At 77.0% G+C, this 20,486-nt stretch carries 1 protein-coding gene (only partly in view); it reads left to right on the plus strand.

Annotation, left to right across the window (positions count from 1 at the left end):
• A protein-coding gene (locus ACN27B_RS24065) for a type I polyketide synthase (protein WP_422741582.1) crosses the window boundary here: on the plus strand, window positions 1-20,486 show its 5' portion. It continues 9,127 nt past the right edge of the window; the window shows 20,486 of its 29,613 coding nt (coding positions 1-20,486); its start codon is at window positions 1-3; its stop codon lies beyond the right edge, outside the window.

Consider the following 20,486-nt stretch of genomic DNA (forward strand, 5'->3'; position numbering starts at 1 on the left):
ATGTCCACGTCCGCAGACAAGGTCGTCGAGGCGCTTCGGGCCTCCCTCAAGGAGACCAGCCGGCTCAAGCAGCTCAACCAGCAGTTGACCGCGGCGGCCCGGGAGCCGATCGCGATCGTCGCGATGTCCTGCCGCTACCCCGGCGGGGTGTCCACCCCGGAGCAGCTGTGGGACCTGGTCGACGGCGGCGGTGATGCGATCGGCGGCTTCCCCACCGACCGGGGCTGGGACCTGGCCAACCTCTACGACCCGTCCGCCGACCGGTCCGGCCGCTCCACCACCCAGCAGGGCGGCTTCCTCTACGACGCGGCCGGGTTCGACGCCGAGTTCTTCGGCATCTCGCCCCGCGAGGCCCTCGCCATGGACCCGCAGCAACGGCTGCTGCTGGAGACCTCCTGGGAGACGTTCGAGAGCGCCGGCATCGCCCCGTCCTCGGTACGCGGGCAGAAGGTCGGCGTGTTCGTCGGCACCGCCGCCAACGGCTACGGCGTCGGCGCCGACGGCGGCGCGCTGGACGCCGACGAGGGCTACCTGCTCACCGGCACCGTCACCAGCGTCGTCTCCGGCCGGATCGCCTACGCGCTGGGCCTGGAGGGGCCGGCCGTCAGCGTGGACACCGCCTGCTCCTCGTCGCTGGTCGCGCTGCACCTGGCCGCGCAGGCGCTGCGGGCCGGCGAGTTCGACCTGGCCCTCGCGGGCGGCGTGACCGTGATGGCCAGCCCCAGCGCGTTCGTCGGCTTCTCCCGCCAGCGCGGGCTCGCCTCCGACGGGCGGTGCAAGTCGTTCGCCGCCGCAGCCGACGGCACCGGCTGGGCCGAGGGCGTCGGTCTGCTGCTCGTCGAACGGCTCAGCGACGCCCGCCGCCACGGCCACCCGGTGCTCGCCGTGCTGCGCGGCAGCGCGATCAACTCCGACGGCGCGTCCAACGGACTCACCGCCCCGAACGGGCCGTCGCAGCAGCGGGTCATCCGCCAGGCGTTGAGCAACGCCCGGCTCGACACCGGCGACGTCGACGCGGTCGAGGCGCACGGCACCGGCACCACGCTCGGCGACCCGATCGAGGCCCAGGCGCTGCTCGCCACGTACGGGCAGGACCGGGACGGGCGCGACCCGCTCTGGCTCGGCTCGGTCAAGTCGAACCTCGGGCACAGCCAGTCCGCCGCCGGCGTCGCCGGTGTGATCAAGATGGTGCAGGCGATGCGGCACGGGCGGCTGCCCGCGACGCTGCACGTCGACACGCCGTCCCCGCACATCGACTGGTCCGCCGGCGCGGTGTCCCTGCTCACCGAGGCCCGCCCGTGGCCGCGGGTGGAGCGGCCGCGCCGGGCCGCGGTGTCCTCGTTCGGCATCAGCGGCACCAACGCCCACGTCATCCTGGAACAGGCCGACCCCGCGCCCGCCCCGACGCCCGACGACGAGCGGCCCGCCCTGGTCGCCGGCCCGGCCACCGTCTGGTCGCTGTCCGCCCGCTCCGCCGAGGCGCTGCGCGAGCAGGCCGCCCGCCTGGCCCGCCACGTCCGCGACCACGCCGACCTCGACCCGGCCCGACTGGCCTGGTCACTGGCCACCACCCGGTCGGTCTTCGAGCACCGCGCGGCCGTGGTGGCCGCCGACCCGGCGCAGCTGCTCGCCGGTCTCGACGCCGTCGCCGCCGGCACGCCCACCGCCGCCGTCGTCAGCGGCCAGGCCGGCGAGGCGGGCGAGGGACCGGTCTGGGTGTTCCCCGGCCAGGGTGCCCAGCACGCCGCCATGGCCGCCGAGCTGATCGGCGCCTGCCCGGTCTTCGACGACGCCCTCGCCGAGTGCCAGGCCGAACTGGACCGCTGGCTCGACGTCGACGTGGCCGCCGTGCTCACCGGCGCCGACGACACCTGGCTGACCCGCTCCGAGGTGGCCCAGCCGGCGCTGTTCGCCGTCGGCGTGGCCCTGGCCCGGCTGTGGCGGCACGCCGGCGTGAGCCCGCGCGCCGTGATCGGCCACTCCCAGGGCGAGATCGTCGCGGCGCACGTGGCCGGCGCGCTGACGCTGGCCGACGCGGTGACGGTGCTGGCGCTGCGGCTGCGGGCGCTGGCCGACGTCGCCGGCACCGGGACCATGGCCGCGGTCGACCTGCCGGCCGCCGAGCTGACCGCCCGCCTGCCCGAGGGCGTCACCGTGTCCGTGGTCAACGGCCCCGCCACCACCGCCGTGGCCGGGCCGTCGCAGGCGGTCGCCGACCTGGTCGCCGCGCTGGTCGCCGACGGGGTACGGGCCCGACTGGTGGCCGTGGACTACGCCTCGCACTCCCCGGCCGTGGCGCCGGTCGCCGACCGTCTCCGCACCGAACTGGCCGGCCTGACCCCCCGCGACGGCGACGTGCCGATCATCTCCACGGTCACCGGCGACTGGCTCGCCGGCGCCCGGCTCGACGCCGACCACTGGGCCGACAACCTGCGCCTGCCGGTGCTGTTCGACGCCGCCGTGCGGACCGCGATCGCCGCCGGACACACCGACTTCGTCGAGGTGTCCCCGCACCCGGTGCTCACCATGTCGGTGGCGGCCGTCCTGGACGACACCGGCACCACCGGCCGCGCGCTGTCCACGCTGCGCCGGGGCGAGGACGCCCGGCTGCGGCTGCTGACCAGCCTCGCCCACGCCCACGCCGAGGGACTGCCGGTCGACCTGCGCCGGGTCCTCGCCCCCGCGCCGGTCCTCACCGGCCTGCCCACGTACGCGTTCCAGCGCCGGCGCTACTGGCCGGAGCGGATGGCCGCCGGCAACGCCGGGCCGGTCGGACCGGACGTGGTCGACGTGGAGTTCTGGTCGGCGGTGGAACGCGCCGACGTCGCCGCCCTCACCGCCGGGGACGCCGACCCGCAGGTGCTCGCCCCGGCGCTGCCGCTGCTGTCGTCGTGGCGCCGCGCCCGCCTCCAACGGGCCGTGCTGGACGGCTGGTCGTACCGGGTGGTGTGGCAGCCGGCCGCCCCGGCGACCGGCGCCACCGTCACCGGTGACCTGCTGGTGCTGCGCCCGGCCGACGACGCCCGCGTGGACGCCTGGCTGGAGTCGCTCGCCGCCGCCCTGCCCGACGGGGCGGCACTGCGCACACTGGCCGTCGACCCGGCCCGCGCCACCCGGGCGGAGCTGGCGGCCCGGGTCGCCGACGAGCCGGGGGGACCGGCGGTGATCGTGTCCCTGCTCGGGTTGGCCGAGACCGACCATCCCGGGCACCCCGGCGTCCCCACCGCCGTGGTCGCCACCACCCGGTTGGTGCAGGCCCTGCAGGACGCCGGCCTGACCGCGCCGCTGTGGTGCCTCACCCGGGGCGGGGTGGGCACCGGCCCGGCCGAGCCGGTGGCCAGCGCCGCCCAGCACGCCCTGTGGGGCCTGGCCCGGGTGATCGGCCTGGAACACCCCCGGCAGTGGGGCGGCGTGCTCGACCTGCCCGCCGACCCCGACGCGGCGACGTGGACCGAGGTCGTCCGCGTCCTCGGCGGTGGCGCGGGCGACGAGGACCAGGTCGCGGTGCGCCCCTACGGCACGTTCACGCGCCGGCTGGCCCGCACCACGGCCCGCACCTCCGGCCAGCTCACCGGCTGGCAGCCGCGCGGCACGGTGCTGATCACCGGCGGCACCGGGGCGATCGGCGCGCAGGCCGCCCGCTGGCTGGCCGCCAACGGCGCCGAGCACCTGGTGCTGACCAGCCGCCGTGGCCCCGACGCCGCCGGCGCCCGCGAGCTGGTCGACGAGCTGACCGCCGACGGGGTACGGGTCAGCGTGGTCGCCTGCGACCTCGCCGACCGGGACCAGGTCGCCGCGCTCGTCGCCGGGCTGGACGACGTCGCGCCGCTGACCGCCGTGCTGCACGCCGCCGGCGTCACCCGGCTCACCGCCCTGGTCGACACCGACCTGGACGTGTTCGACCACGTGATGGCCGGCAAGGTCGCCGGCGCCGCCCACCTCGACGAGCTGCTCGGCGACCGGGACCTCGACGCGTTCGTGCTGTTCGCCTCCATCTCCGGCGTGTGGGGCAGCGGCGGCCAGGGCGCGTACGCGGCCGCGAACGCCTTTCTGGACGCGCTGGCCGAGCGGCGCCGCGCCGCCGGCCGCACCGCCACCTCGATCTCCTGGGGCGCCTGGGCCGAGGGCGGCATGGCCACCACCGAGGAGGCGCAGCGGCTGCTCAGCCGGCGCGGCCTGAACCCGATGCAGCCCGCCGCCGCGCTGCTCGCCCTGCGCCGGGCGGTCGAGCACGGCGAGACCACGCTCGTCGTCGCCGACGTCGACTGGGCGCAGTTCGCCCCCGCGTACGCCTCCGCCCGGCCCCGGCCGTTGCTCGCCGACATCCCGGAGGCCCGGGCGGCGCTGGCCGAACGGCCCGCCGACGACGTCGACGACCGGGCCGCCGCGCTGCGCCGGCACCTGCTCGACCTGGCCCCCGCCGACCGGGAACGCCGCCTCACCGACCTGGTCCGCGACCACGCCGCCGCCGTGCTCGGCCACACCGGCACCGACGCGGTGCGCCCCCGGCGCGCGTTCCGCGACCTCGGCTTCGACTCGCTGACCGCCGTGGAGCTGCGCAACCAGCTCACCGCCGCGACCGGGCTGGCGCTGCCCACCACCGTCATCTTCGACTACCCGAGCCCGGCCGTGCTGGCCGGCCACCTGGCCACGCTGCTGCGGCTGCCCGACGGAGACGGCGTCGCCGCCGACACCCCGGCCGGCGCGCCGACCGTCGACGAGCCGATCGCCATCGTCGGGATGAGCTGCCGCTACCCGGGCGGCGTCAGCGACCCCGACGGGCTGTGGGAGCTGGTCGCCGAGGGCCGCGACGGCATCACCGAGTTCCGCACCGACCGGGACTGGGACCTGGACCGGCTCTACGCCACCGACCCGGACGCGCCGGGCCGCTCGTTCACCCGCCACGGCGGGTTCATCGACCGGGCCACCGAGTTCGACAGCGAGTTCTTCGGCATCTCACCGCGCGAGGCCCTCGCGATGGACCCGCAGCAGCGGCTGCTGCTGGAGGCCACCTGGGCGGCGTTCGAGCAGGCGGCGGTCGCCCCGGACACGCTGCACGGCACTTCGACCGGCGTGTTCGTCGGCGCGTCCCCGTCCGGCTACGGCGCCGGCGACGAGACCCGCGACCTGGACGGCTACCGGCTCACCGGCGGCGCGCACAGCGTCATCTCCGGCCGGGTCGCCTACACGTTCGGCCTGGAGGGCCCGGCGGTCACCGTGGACACCGCCTGCTCGTCGTCGCTGGTGGCGCTGCACCTCGCGGTGCAGTCGCTGCGCCAGGGCGAGTGCGACCTGGCCGTCGCCGCCGGCGTGAACGTGCTGGTCACCCCGGGCGCGTTCGTCGAGTTCACCAGGCAGGGCGGGCTGGCCGCCGACGGCCGCTGCCGCTCCTTCGCCGCCTCCGCCGACGGCACCGGCTGGTCCGAGGGCGTCGGCGTGCTGGTCGTGGAGCGGCTCGGCGACGCCCGCCGCAACGGCCACCGCGTGCTCGCCGTCGTCCGCGGCTCCGCGGTCAACCAGGACGGCGCGTCCAACGGCCTGACCGCCCCCAACGGGCCCTCCCAGCAGCGGGTCATCCGGGCCGCGCTCACCGCCGCCGGCCTGACCACCGCCGACGTGGACGCGGTCGAGGCGCACGGCACCGCGACCACGCTCGGCGACCCGATCGAGGCGCAGGCGCTGCTGGCCACGTACGGGCAGGACCGGGCCGGCGAGCCGCTGTGGCTGGGCTCGATCAAGTCCAACATCGGCCACAGCCAGGCCGCCGCCGGTGTCGCCGGGGTGATCAAGATGGTGCAGGCGCTGCGCCACGGCGTCCTGCCCCGCACGCTGCACGTGGACGAGCCCACCCCGCACGTCGACTGGTCGGCCGGCGCGGTCGAGCTGCTGACCGAGGCCCGGCCGTGGCCGGAGACCGGCCGACCGCGCCGGGCCGCCGTCTCGTCCTTCGGCGTCAGCGGCACCAACGCCCACGTCATCGTCGAGCAGCCGCCGGCGGTCGCGGACGAGCCGGCCGACCGGCCCACGCCGCCGCTGGTGCCGGTGCTGCTGTCGGCGCGCGGCGACGGCGGGCTGGCCCGGCAGGCCGCCCACTGGGCGGACGCGCTGGTCGCGCCCGACCGGCCCGACCTCGCCGACGTCGCCCGTGCGTCACTGACCGCGCGGACCGCGCTGGAGCACCGGGCGGTGCTGCTCGCCGCCGACCACGACGACCTGGCCGCCGGGCTGCGCGCGCTCGCCGCCGGCGAGCCGGCCGACAACCTGGTCACCGGCCGCGCCACCGACCGGGGTCCGCTGGCGGTGCTGTTCTCCGGTCAGGGCGCGCAGCGCGCGGGGATGGGCCGGGAGTTGTCCGCGGCGTTCCCGGTGTTCGCGTCCGCCCTCGACGAGGTGTGCGGTCACCTGGATCCGTTGCTGCCGCAGCCGCTGCGGCCAGTGCTGTTCGGCGACGGTGACCTGATCGACCAGACGCAGTTCACGCAGGCCGGCCTGTTCGCGGTCGAGGTGGCGCTGTTCCGGCTGGTCGAGTCGTTCGGGGTGACCCCGGACTTCGTGGGTGGGCACTCGATCGGTGAGGTGACGGCCGCGTTCGTGGCCGGGGTGTTGTCGCTGTCGGACGCGTGTGCGTTGGTGGCGGCGCGGGGCCGGTTGATGCAGGCGTTGCCGGCCGGCGGCGGCATGCTGGCGGTCGCCGCGTCGGAGGCCGAGGTGGCGGCGTCGATCGCGGGTCGGGCGGAGCTGGGTGTCGCGGCGGTCAACGGTCCGACGTCGACCGTGGTCTCCGGGTCGCTCGACGCACTGGACGAGATCGAGCGCTCCTGGCACGACCGGGGCGTCCGGGTCCGTCGGCTCACCGTCAGCCACGCGTTCCACAGTCCGCTGATGGAGCCGATGCTGGCCGAGTTCCGCGGCGTGCTGGACGGGTTGACGTTCGCCGCGCCGCTGCTGCCGGTGGTGTCCAACGTGACCGGTGCCATCGCGGAGCCGGGGGAGTTGACCGACCCGGACTACTGGGTGCGGCACGTCCGCCAGGCGGTCCGCTTCGCCGACGGGATCACCGCGCTGCGCGACGCCGGGGTGGACACGTTCCTGGAGATCGGCCCGCGCGGCGTGCTCACCGCGCTCGTCCGGGACACCGCCGACACCGCGTCGGCCGTCGCCATCCAACGCGCGGACCGCCCGGAGCCGCGCGCGCTGCTCACCGGGCTGGCGGAACTCGTCGCCGCCGGCGGCCACGTCGACTGGACCCCGGTCCTCGGCGACGCCGCGACCGGCCCGGTCGACCTGCCCACCTACGCGTTCGGCGGCGACCGGTACTGGCTGCGCCCGGCCGGCGCCGGCGCCGACGTCACCCGCGCCGGCCTCGGCGCCGCCGGCCACCCGCTGCTGGCCGCCGCCGTCCGGCTGGCCGGCGAGGACGCCGCCGTGCTCACCGGCCGCCTCTCCCTGGCCGCCCACCCGTGGCTCGCCGACCACGTCGTCGCCGGCGCGGTCCTGGTCCCCGGCACCGCGCTCGTCGAACTCGCGCTGCGCGCCGGCGAGGAGTTCGGCCCCTGCCGCATCGGCGAGCTGACCGTCGTCACGCCGCTGGTGCTCCCCGAACGCGGCGCCGTGCCGGTGCAGGTCCGGGTCGGCCCGCGCGACGACACCGGGCGGCGCGCCGTCACCGTCCACTCCCAGCCCGACGACGACCCCGACGGCGACTGGACCCGCCACGCCGAGGGACTGCTCAACGCCGCCGTTCCCACCGACGACGCCGGCCTCGGCGCGTGGCCCCCGCCGCACGCCGCCGAGACCGACCTCACCGGCTGGTACGACGCCCTCGCCGGCCACGGCATGACCTACGGGCCGGCGTTCCAGGGCCTGCGCCGCGCCTGGACGGCCGACGACGGCACCGTCTACGCCGAGGTGACACTGCCCCCGACCGGCCCCGACCGGACCGCCGGGTTCGGCGTGCACCCCGCCCTGCTCGACGCCGCGCTGCACCCCGCCGCGCTGCTGCCCGGCGACGGCACCACCGGACCCAAGGCCCCGTTCGCGTTCACCGGCGTCCAGGTGCACGCCGTCGACGCGGACACGCTGCGGGTCCGGCTCACCCGCGCCGGCACGGGCGTGCGGCTGCTCGCCGTCGACCCCACCGACCGGCCCGTCGTCACCGTCGACGCGCTGGTACTGCGGGAGCTGACCGGCGCCGAGCCGCCGGCCGCCGCCCGGGCCGCCCGCGCGCTGTACCGGGTCGCCTGGCACGCCGAACCGCTCACCCCGCCCACGCCGCCCCCCGTCGCGGTGCTCGGCGCGCCGCTGCCCGCCCTGCCCGACGCCCCCGCCCACCCGGACGTCACCGGACTGCTCGCCGCCGGCGACGTACCCCCGCTGGTGCTGCTGCCGGTGCCGACCGGCCCGACGTCGCCGGCCACGGTCCGGGCCGCCACCACCGGCGTGCTCGCCGCGCTGCGCGACTGGCTGACCACCGACGCGACCGCCGACGCCCGCCTCGTCGTGCTCACCCGCGACGCGATGCCGGCCCGGCCGGACGACCCGGCCACCGACCTGGCCGGCGCCGCCGTCTGGGGCCTGGTCCGCTCCGCCCAGTCCGAGCATCCCGGCCGGATCGTCCTGGCCGACCTCGACCGGGACCCCGACGCCGCCGCCCTGGCGCTGCTCGCGGCCGCCGCCGACGACCCGACCGCGGCGCAGGTCGCGGTGCGCGGCGACACCACCCTCACCCCCCGACTGGTACGCGCCGACGCCCCGCCCGCCCCCGGCCCGCGCACCCGCGGCGGCACCGTCCTGGTCACCGGCGGCACCGGCGCGCTCGGCGGCCTGCTCGCCCGGCACCTGGTCACCGCGTGGGGCGTCGACTCGCTGGCCCTGGTCAGCCGGCGCGGGCCCGACGCCGACGGCGCGGCCGAACTGGCCGGCGACCTGACCGCGCTCGGCGCCCGGGTCCGGGTGCTCGCCGTCGACCTCACCGACCCCGACGCCGTGCGTGACCTGGTCGCCGGGCTCACCGACGGCGACCGGCTCGCCGGGGTGGTGCACACCGCCGGCGTGCTCGACGACGCCGTCGTCACCGGCACCGACGCCGACCGCCTCGCCCGGGTCCTCGCCCCCAAGGTCGACGCCGCCTGGCACCTGCACGAGGCGACCGCCGGCCTCGACCTCGACCTGTTCGTCACCTACTCGTCGATCGCCGGCGTGCTCGGTTCCCCCGGTCAGGGCGCGTACGCGGCCGCGAACGCCTTCCTCGACGCCCTCGCCACCCACCGCCGCGCCCTCGGCCTGCCCGGGCACGCGCTCGCGTGGGGCATGTGGGACACCGACGGCATGGCGGCCGGTCTCGGCGCGGCCGACCGGTCCCGGGTGACCCGCGCCGGACTCGGCCTGATCACCGCCCCGGTCGGCGTCGCGCTCTTCGACGCCGCCGTCACCGCCGACGACGCCACGCTCGTACCGGCCGTGCTCGACCTGCCGGCGCTGCGGGCCGCCGGCGGCGTACCCCCGATGCTGCGCGCCCTCGCCGGCGCCGCACCCGCCCGGCGGCAGGCCGGCGCGGCGGTCGACGGTTGGGCCGGGCGGCTCGCCGCGCTGCCCGCCGACGAGGCCCGCGCCGAGGTCGACCTGCTGGTCCGCGGCCTCGTCGCCCAGGTCCTCGGGCACGGCGGCGCGGACGCGGTGCCGGCCGACCGGGCGTTCCAGGAGCTGGGCTTCGACTCGCTGACCGCGGTGGACCTGCGCAACCGGGTCAACGCCGCGACCGGGCTGCGGCTGCCGTCCACGCTGGTCTTCGACCACCCGAACCCGGCCGCGCTGGCCGCTCACGTGTACCAGCAGTTCGGCGGCGCCACCGCCACCCGGGCCGGCGCCACGGCGGTGACCGGTGTCGACGAGCCGATCGCGATCGTCGGGATGGCCTGCCGCTACCCGGGCGGGATCGACAGCCCCGACGACCTGTGGGAGCTGCTGGCCGCCGGGCGCGACGGCATCGGCGAGTTCCCCACCGACCGGGGCTGGGACCTCGACACCCTGTTCCACAGCGACCCGGACCACCCCGGCACCTCGTACGCCCGGCACGGCGGCTTCCTGACCGGCGCCGCCGACTTCGACAGCGGCTTCTTCGGCATCTCGCCCCGCGAGGCGCTCGCCATGGACCCGCAGCAGCGGCTGCTGCTGGAGGCGTCCTGGGAGAGCTTCGAGTCCGCCGGCGTGGACCCGGCGACCCTGCGCGGCTCCCGCACCGGCGTGTTCGCCGGCCTGATGTACCACGACTACGCGGCCGGGGTGCGCGACCTGCCGGACGGCGTGGAGGGCTACCTGGGCACCGGCACCTCCGGCAGCGTGGTGTCCGGCCGGGTGGCGTACGCGTTCGGGTTGGAGGGTCCGGCGGTCACCGTGGACACGGCGTGTTCGTCGTCGCTGGTGGCGCTGCACCTGGCCGGGCAGGCGCTGCGGTCGGGGGAGTGCGACCTGGCCCTGGCCGGCGGCGTGACGGTGATGGCGAACCCGGGCACGTTCATCGAGTTCTCCCGCCAGCGCGGGCTGGCCGCCGACGGGCGGTGCAAGTCCTTCGCCGCCGCCGCCGACGGCACGGGCTGGGCCGAGGGCGTCGGTGTGCTGTTGGTGCAGCGGCTCTCCGACGCCCGGCGCGACGGTCGGCGCATCCTCGCCGTGGTGGCGGGCACCGCCGTCAACTCCGACGGCGCGTCCAACGGGCTGACCGCCCCCAACGGCCCCTCCCAGCAGCGGGTTATCCGGCAGGCCCTGGCCAACGCGCGGCTGAACCCGTCCGACGTGGACGTGGTGGAGGCGCACGGCACCGGCACCACGCTCGGCGACCCGATCGAGGCCCAGGCGCTGCTCGCGACGTACGGGCAGGACCGCCCGGCGGACCGGCCGCTGCTGCTCGGGTCGGTGAAGTCGAACCTGGGCCACACCCAGGCCGCCGCCGGCGTCGCCGGCATCATCAAGATGATCCTCGCCATGCGGCACGGCGTCGCCCCGGCGACCCTGCACGTGGACGCGCCGTCCCCGCACATCGACTGGACCGCCGGCGCGGTCGAGCTGCTGACCGAGGCGCGGCCCTGGCCGGCGTCGGACCGGCCCCGCCGCGCCGCCGTCTCCTCGTTCGGGGTCAGCGGCACCAACGCCCACGTGGTCATCGAGGCGCCGCCCGCCGAACCGGCCCGCGCCGCCGGCCCGACGCCGCGCGCGCTCACGCCGGTGCTGCTCTCCGCCCGCTCCGACGCCGCGCTCGCCGCGCAGGCCGACCGCTGGGCCCGCCGGCTCACCGGCGACGACACGGCCCGCCCGGTCGACGTCGGCTGGTCCTCGGTGACCGGCCGCACCGTCCTGGACCACCGCGCCGTCGTCACCGCCGGCGACCACGACGAACTGCTGGCCGGGCTGCGGGCGCTGGCCGCCGGCGCACCGGCCGCCGTCACCCGCACCGGTACGCGCACCCCGCGCGGCCGGCTGGCCGTCCTCTTCTCCGGTCAGGGCGCGCAGCGCGCCGGCATGGGCCGTGACCTGTACGCGGCGTTCCCCGTGTTCGCCGCCGCGCTCGACGAGGTGTGCGCACACCTGGATCCGCTGCTGCCGCAGCCGCTGAAGCCGGTGCTGTTCGGCGAGGACGATCTGCTGGACCAGACGCGGTTCACGCAAGCGGGACTGTTCGCGGTCGAGGTGGCGCTGTTCCGCCTGGTCGAGTCGTTCGGGGTGACCCCGGACGCCGTCGGCGGGCACTCGATCGGGGAGGTCACCGCCGCGTACCTGGCCGGCGTGCTGTCGCTGCCCGACGCGTGCACGCTGGTCGCCGCGCGGGGCCGGCTCATGCAGGCGTTGCCGACCGGCGGCGGGATGCTGGCGGTCGCCGCCGGTGAGGCGGACGTGCTGGCGTCGCTCGACGGCGTGCCCGGCCTGGGTGTCGCCGCCGTCAACGGCCCGTCCTCCGTCGTGGTCTCCGGACCGGTCGACGCGCTCGACGGGATCGCGCGGCGGTGGCACGAACGCGGCGTCCGGACCCGCGCGCTGACCGTGTCGCACGCGTTCCACAGCCCGCTGATGGAGCCCATGCTGGCCGAGTTCCGCGCCGTCCTGGACGGGCTGGGCTTCTCCGCGCCGCTGCTGCCGGTGGTGTCCAACGTGACCGGTGCGATCGCGGACCCGGCGGAGCTGACCGACCCCGACTACTGGGTGCGGCACGTCCGGCAGGCGGTCCGTTTCGCCGACGGCGTCGCGGCGCTGCGCGACTCCGGGGTGGACACGTTCCTGGAGATCGGCCCGCGGAGCGTGCTCACGGCGCTGACCGCCGAGATCCTGCCCGACGCGCTCGCGGTCGCCGCCCAGCGTCGCGACCGGGACGAGACAGCCGCGTTGCTGGGCGCGCTGGCCGACCTGCACGTGCACGGCGTGCCGGTCGACTGGCGGCCCTGGTTCACCGGCGCCGAGCCGACCCGGGTCGACCTGCCCACCTACGCGTTCCAGCACCAGCGGTACTGGCTGCCCACCGGCCGGATCCGTCCCGGCGACGTCAGCGGCGCCGGGCTCGGCGACGTCGGCCACCCGCTGCTCGGCGCGGCCGTCGCCGTCGCCGGCGCCGAGATGGTCCTGCTCACCGGCCGGCTGTCGCTTGCCACCCACCCGTGGCTCGCCGACCACGTGGTGGCCGGCGCCGTGCTCCTGCCCGGCACCGCGCTCGCCGAGCTGGCCGTCCGCGCCGGCGACGAGGTCGGCGCCCCCCGCATCCGCGATCTCACGTTCGCCGCGCCGCTGGTGCTGCCCGAGACCGGCGCGGTGCGGGTGCAGGTACGCGTCGGCGCACCCGACGGCACCGGCGGCCGTCCGGTCGCCATCCACTCCCAGCCCGACGGCGACACCGACTGGACCGCGCACGCCGAGGGCGTCCTCGACCCGCCCTGGCCGGACGAGCCCACCCTCGCCTGGCCACCCGCCGGGCTCACCGAGGTGGACCTGACCGACTGGTATCCGACCCTCTCCGGGCACGGCCTCACCTACGGGCCGGCCTTCCAGGGCCTGCGCCGGCTCTGGACCGGCGACGGCGAGGCGTACGCCGAGGTCGCGCTTCCGGACGACACCGCCGGGGAGGCGGCCCGGTTCGGGGTCCATCCGGCTCTGCTGGACGCCGCCCTGCACCCGGCCGGGCTGGTGCTCCCCGGCGACGGCCCGCGCGTGCCGTTCACCCTCGACGGACTTCAGGTGCACGCCGCCGGCGCCCGCGTCCTGCGGGTCCGGCTCACCCGCGCCGGCGACGCCGTCCGGCTGGTCGCCGTGGATTCCTCCGGCGCGCCGGTGGTCTCCGTCGACGCGCTGGTGCTGCGGGAGCTGACCGGCGCGGTCGTCCCCGGCGTCGCCGCCCGGTCCCTGTACGCGCTGAGCTGGCAGCCGGAGGACGTCACGCCGGCCGAGGCGCCGTCCGACTGGGCGGCGCTGACCGGCGACGGCCCGACCGGGCTGCCCGCGTACCCCGGCGTGGCGGCGCTGGTCGAGGCCGTCGATGCGGGCCGGACGCCGCCGCGCGTCCTCGTCCTGCCGCTGCCCGCCACCGACCTGCCCACCCCGGACGCGGTCCGCGCGGTCACCACCGACGTGCTCGCCACCGTGCGGTCCTGGCTGGCCGCCGACCCGCTCGCGGAGACCGCACTGGTCGTCCTGAGCCGGGGCGCCGTGTCCACCGGCGACGGTGACCCGGTGACCGACCTGGCCGGCGCGGCGGCGTGGGGTCTGCTGCGCGCGGCGCAGTCCGAGCACCCGGGCCGGATCGTGCTGGCCGACCTCGACCGGGAGCCGGACGCGCACACCCTGGCGCTGCTCGCCCGCGTCACCGCCGACCCGGCCGGCGGCCAGGTGGCGATCCGGGACGGCCGGGTGTCCGTGCCCCGCCTGGTCCGCGCCGCCTCCGTCGCCTCCGCCTCCGGCGTCGGTGTCGGTGTCGGTGTCGGTGACGGCACGGTGCTGGTGACCGGCGGCACCGGCGCGTTGGGTGCCCTGATGGCGGAGCATCTGGTGACCGGGTACGGGGTGCGGTCGCTGGTGCTGGTGTCGCGGCAGGGCCCGTCCGCGTCGGGCGCGGACGCCCTGGTCGAGCGGTTGGCCGGGTTGGGTGCGGCGGTGTCGGTGGTGGCGTGCGACGTGACCGATCGGGATCAGGTGTCTCGGCTGGTCGCGGAGGTGCCGGGTCGGTTGGCCGGGGTGGTGCACACCGCCGGTGTGCTGGACGACGGTGTGGTGTCGGCGATCTCTCCGCAGCGGTTGGCGGGCGTGCTCGCGCCGAAGGTGACGGCCGCATGGGCACTGCACGAGGCGACCCGCGACCTCGACCTGGACCTGTTCGTGCTCTTCTCGTCCCTCGCCGGGGTGCTGGGTTCGCCCGGTCAGGCGGCGTACGCGGCGGGCAACGCGTTCCTGGACGCATTGGCGGTTGCGCGGCGGCAGGAGGGTCTGCCGGCGGTGTCGCTGGCGTGGGGGATGTGGGACACCGCGGGGATGGCGGCGTCGCTGAGCGAGGGGGAGCGGCAACGCTCGGCGCGGTCCGGGCTGCCCGCGATGAGCACCGACGTCGGACTGGCCCTGTTCGACGCCGCCCTCGCCGAGGGACGGCCGGCGCTCGTGCCGGCCGTCGTCGACGTACCGGCGCTGCGGGCCGCCCTCGACGGCGGGCCGGTCCCGACGGTGCTCCGCGCCCTCACCGGCCCGACCGCCACCCGCCGGCAGGTCCGCGCGGGCGGCGACTGGGCCGACCGGCTGGCCGGCCGCACCGAGGACGAGGCCCGCGCCGAGGTCGACGTGCTGGTCCGAGGGCTGGTCGCGCAGGTGCTCGGGCACGGTGGCGCGGACGCGGTGCCGGCCGACCGGGCGTTCCGGGAACTCGGGTTCGACTCGCTGACCGCCGTCGACCTGCGTAACCGGGTCAACGCCGCGACCGGGCTGCGGCTGCCGTCCACGCTCGTCTTCGACCACCCCAGCCCGGCCGCGCTCGCCGCGCACCTCTTCGAACTGGTCTCCGGCCGGATCACCGCCCGCCGCGCGGCCGTGCGGGCGGCCGACACCGACGAGCCCATCGCCATCGTCGGCATGGCCTGCCGCTACCCCGGCGGCGTCGACAACCCCGAGCAGCTCTGGCAGCTCCTGGCCGGCGGCCGGGACGGGATCTCCGCGTTCCCCGCCGACCGGGGCTGGGACCTCGACGCGCTCTACGACCCGGACCCGGACCACCCCGGCACCTCGTACGCCCGGCACGGCGGCTTCCTGACCGGCGCCGCCGACTTCGACAGCGGCTTCTTCGGCATCTCGCCCCGCGAGGCGCTCGCCATGGATCCGCAGCAGCGGCTGCTGCTGGAGGCGTCCTGGGAGAGCTTCGAGTCCGCCGGCCTCGACCCGGCCGTCCTGCGCGGCTCGCGCACCGGCGTGTTCGCCGGCGTGATGTACCACGACTACGCCTCCCGCCTGGCCGACCTTCCGCCGGACGCCGAGGGCTACGTCGGTACCGGCACCTCCGCCAGCGTGCTGTCCGGCCGGGTGGCGTACACGTTCGGGTTGGAGGGTCCGGCGGTCACCGTGGACACCGCCTGTTCGTCGTCGCTGGTGGCGCTGCACCTCGCCGGGCAGGCGCTGCGGTCGGGGGAGTGTGACCTGGCCCTGGCCGGCGGCGTGACGGTGATGGCGACGCCCGGCACGTTCGTCGAGTTCTCCCGCCAGCGCGGCCTGTCCCCGGACGGCCGGTGTCGGTCCTTCGCCGCCTCGGCCGACGGGACGGGCTGGTCCGAAGGCGTCGGCGTCCTGCTGGTGCAGCGGCTCTCCGACGCCCAGCGGGAGGGCCGCCGGATCCTGGCGGTGGTGCGGGGCACGGCGGTGAACTCCGACGGCGCGTCCAACGGGCTGACCGCGCCGAACGGTCCGTCGCAGCAGCGGGTCATCCGCCAGGCCCTGGCCAACGCGCGGCTGGGCACGGCCGACGTGGACGCGGTCGAGGCGCACGGCACCGGCACCACGCTCGGTGACCCGATCGAGGCGCAGGCGCTGCTGGCCACGTACGGGCAGGACCGGCCGGACGGTCGGCCGTTGCTGCTCGGGTCGGTGAAGTCGAACCTGGGGCACACGCAGGCCGCCGCCGGTGTGGCCGGGGTGATCAAGATGGTGCTGGCCATGCGGCACGGCATCGTTCCCGCCACGCTGCACGTGGACGAGCCGTCCCCGCACATCGACTGGACCGCCGGGGCGGTCACCCTCGCCACGGCCCCGACGCCCTGGCCCGACCGGGACCGGCCCCGCCGGGCGGCGGTGTCGTCGTTCGGCATCTCCGGCACCAACGCCCACGTCATCCTGGAGCAGCCCCCTGTCTCCGACGCCGGCGACGCGGCAGCCGACCGGCCGGCCGGCCCGGGAGTGGTGCCGGTGCTGCTGTCGGCGCGTACCGACGCGGCCCTGGCCGCCCAGGCCGACCGGTGGGCCGACCGGCTCGCCGGCGACGAGGCGTGGCGACCGGCCGACGTCGCCTGGTCGTCCGTGACCACCCGACCCGCGCTGGAGCGACGGGCCGTGGTGCCCGCCGCCGACCGGGACGACCTGCTGGCCGGTCTGCGGGCGCTGGCCGCCGGCGAACCGTCCGGCGGTGCCGTCAGCGGCGTCCCGACGCCGCGCGGCCGGCTGGCGATCCTCTTCTCCGGGCAGGGCGCGCAGCGCGCCGGGATGGGCCGGGAGTTGTACGCGGTGTTCCCGGTGTTCGCGTCCGCCCTTGATGAGGTGTGCGGTCACCTGGATCCGTTGCTGCCGCGGCCGTTGAAGCCGGTGTTGTTCGGTGACGGTGACCTGTTGGATCAGACGTGGTTCACGCAGGCGGGTCTGTTCGCGGTCGAGGTGGCCCTGTTCCGGTTGGTCGAGTCGTTCGGGGTGGTGCCGGACCTGGTCGGTGGGCACTCGGTCGGGGAGATCACGGCCGCGTACGTGGCGGGGGTGTTGTCGCTGTCGGACGCGTGTGCGTTGGTGGCGGCGCGGGGTCGGTTGATGCAGGCGTTGCCGGCCGGTGGCGGGATGCTCGCCGTGGCCGCCCCGGAGGCGGAGGTGGCCGGACTGATCGCCGGCCGGGCGGACGTGGGGATCGCGGCGGTGAACGGGCCGTCCTCGGTGGTCGTCTCCGGTGACCTCGACGCCCTGGCCGCGCTCGACGGCACGTGGCGGGACGCGGGCGTGCGGGTGCGCCGTCTGACCGTGTCGCACGCGTTCCACAGCCCGCTGATGGAGCCGATGCTGGCCGACTTCCGCGGCGTGCTGGCGGGGTTGACGTTCGCCGCGCCGCTGCTGCCGGTGGTGTCGAACGTGACCGGCGCGCTCGCCGACGGTGACGACCTGCGCACCCCCGACTACTGGGTGCGCCACGTCCGCGAGGCGGTCCGCTACGCCGACGGGATCACCGCGCTGCGCGCGGCCGGCGCGGACACGTTCCTGGAACTCGGCCCGCAGAGCGTGCTGACCGCGCTGACCGCCGAGATCCTGCCCGACGACGACGTCGCGCTCGCCGTGGCCGCGCAACGTCGCGACCGCGCCGAGACGCCCGCGCTGCTCACCGCGCTGGCCCAGCTGCACGTGCACGGCGTCCCGGTCTCCTGGGAGGCGTGGTTCACCGGCCCCGCGCCCACCCGGATCGACCTGCCCACGTACGCGTTCCAGCACCGGCGCTACTGGCCGGAGACCGCCCGCCACCGCCCCGGCGACGTCTCCGGCGCCGGGCTGAGCGACGCCGCGCACCCCATGCTCGGCGCCACCGTCGAGCTGGCCGGCGACGGCACGGTCGTCCTGACCGGCCAACTCTCCCTCGCCACCCACCCCTGGCTGGCCGACCACGCCGTCGCCGGGACCACCCTGCTCCCCGGCGCCGCGCTCGTCGAGATCGCCGTCCGCGCCGGAGACGAGGCCGGCGTGCCCCGGCTGCGCGACCTCACCGTCGCCACGCCAGTGGTCCTGCCCGACACCGGTCGGCTGCGCCTCCAGGTACGCGTCGACGGCGCCGGCACCCGACGCGCCCTCACCGTCCACTCCCGACCCGAGGACGACCCCGACGCCGGCTGGACCCGGCACGCCGACGGCATCCTCGAACCGTCGGTGCCTGACGAGCCCACCGTCGGCGCCTGGCCGCCCGCCGGGCTGACCGAGGTCGACCTCACCGACTGGTACCCGACGCTCGCCGCGCACGGCCTGGCGTACGGGCCGGCGTTCCGGGGCGTACGGCGGGCCTGGACCGGTGAGGACGCGGCGTACGCGGAGATCGCCCTCCCGGACGACGTGGCCGGCGACGCGGCGCGGTTCGGCATCCACCCGGCGCTGCTGGACGCCGCCCTGCACCCGATCGGCCTGCTGCCCACGCCCGGCACCGGGGGACCACGCGTCCCGTTCACGTTCGAGGGCGTCCAGGTGCACGCCACCGGCGCTTCAGTGCTCCGGGTACGGCTCACCCGCGACGGCGACGCCGTCCGGCTGGCCGCCGCCGACGAGACCGGCGCGCCCGTCGTGTCGGTGGACGCGCTGCACCTGCGGGAGATGACCGGCCTGCCCGCGACCGGCGCCCGCTCCCTCTACGAGGTGCGCTGGGAACCCGCGCCGGCGCGCCCGGGGCGGATCGGCGACTGGGCGGCGCTCGGCGCGCCCGTCGACGGGCTGCCGACGTACCCGGACGTGCCGGCGGTGCTCGCCGCCGGGGCGCCCGAGCTGTTCGTGCTGCCGGTGACCGCGCCGTCCGACGTGACGCCGCCGGAAGCGGTTCGGACAGTCACCTCGGACGTGCTGGCGACGGTGCAGGCGTGGTTGGCCGCCGAGCCGTTGGCGGATTCGCGGTTGGTGGTGGTGACCCGGGGCGCGATTGCGGCCTCGGACGGCGACCGGGTGGTGGATCTGGCCGGTGCGGCGGTGTGGGGGCTGTTGCGGTCGGCGCAGTCGGAGCATCCGGGCCGAATCGTCCTGGCCGATGTGGATCGGGACCTCGACGACATCGTGCTGTCGGTGCTTGCCGGTGTGGCGGGGGACCTGCCTGCCACCGGCGGCCAGGTGGCGCTGCGTGGTGGTGCCGCGCTGACCCCGCACCTGGCCCGCGCCGCACTCGGGCCGGTCGCCGCCGCGGGCGCGGACGCGACGGTCGGGCGCGCGCACGCCGCTGACGGTGACCCGGTCGATGAGACTCCCACGACCGACCGCGACACGGTCGCGCCGGTCGCCGGCGACGCCGGCACAGTGCTGGTGACCGGTGGCACGGGGGCGCTGGGCGCGCTGGTGGCCGAGCATCTGGTGGCCGGGCACGGGGTGCGGTCGCTGGTGCTGGTGTCGCGGCAGGGCCCGGCCGCGCCGGGCGCGGCGGCACTTGTCGAGCGGTTGACCGGGTTGGGCGCGGCGGTGTCGGTGGTGGCGTGCGACGTCACCGACCGGGACCAGGTGCACCGGCTGGTCGCCGAGGTGCCGGGTCGGCTCGCCGGAGTGGTGCACACCGCCGGCGTCCTGGACGACGGCGTGGTGTCCGCGATGACCGCGGACCGGTTGGCGGGCGTGCTGGCGCCGAAGGTGACGGCGGGGTGGTGGCTGCACGAGGCCACCCAGGGCCTCGACCTGGACCTGTTCGTGCTGTTCTCGTCCCTCGCCGGGGTGCTGGGTTCGCCGGGGCAGGCGGCGTACGCGGCGGGCAACGCGTTCCTGGACGGGCTGGCGACCTATCGTCGGCAGGAGGGCCTGCCGGCGGTCAGCCTGGCGTGGGGAATGTGGGACACCGCCGGGATGGCGGCGTCGCTCAGCGAGGAGGAACGGCGGCGGTCGACGCGGGCCGGACTGCCCCCGATGGGCACCGACGTCGGTCTGGCCCTGTTCGACGCCGCGCTCACCGCCGACCGACCGGCCCTCGTACCCACGGTGATCGACCTGACCGCGCTGCGCGCGGCCGGTGCTCCCGTACCGTCGATGCTGGCCCCGCTCGTCGGGTCCGCCGCCACCCGGCGGCTCGCCGGCACCGGCGGTTGGGCCGACCGGCTGGCCCGGCTCACCGACGACCAGGCCCGCGCCGAGGTCGACGTGCTGGTCCGAGGACTGGTGGCGCAGGTGCTCGGGCACGGTGGCGCGGACGCGGTGCCGGCCGACCGGGCGTTCCGGGAACTGGGCTTCGACTCGCTGACCGCCGTCGACCTGCGTAACCGGGTCAACGCCGCGACCGGGCTGCGACTGCCGTCCACGCTCGTCTTCGACCACCCCACCCCGGCCGCGCTCGCCGCGCAGGTGTGGACCGAACTGGCCGGCGGCCGGCCGGACGCGGCCACCCCGACGGCGGCCACCACCACCGGGCTGGACGAGCCGATCGCGATCGTCGGGATGGCCTGCCGGTATCCGGGTGGGGTGGCGAACCCGGAGCAGTTGTGGGAGCTGCTGGCCGCCGGTGGGGACGGGATCTCGGAGTTCCCGGCCGACCGGGGCTGGGACCTGGAGTCGCTGTTCGACCCGGA

The sequence above is a fragment of the Micromonospora sp. WMMD754 genome (assembly GCF_049315235.1).
Taxonomy (GTDB): domain Bacteria; phylum Actinomycetota; class Actinomycetes; order Mycobacteriales; family Micromonosporaceae; genus Micromonospora; species Micromonospora sediminicola.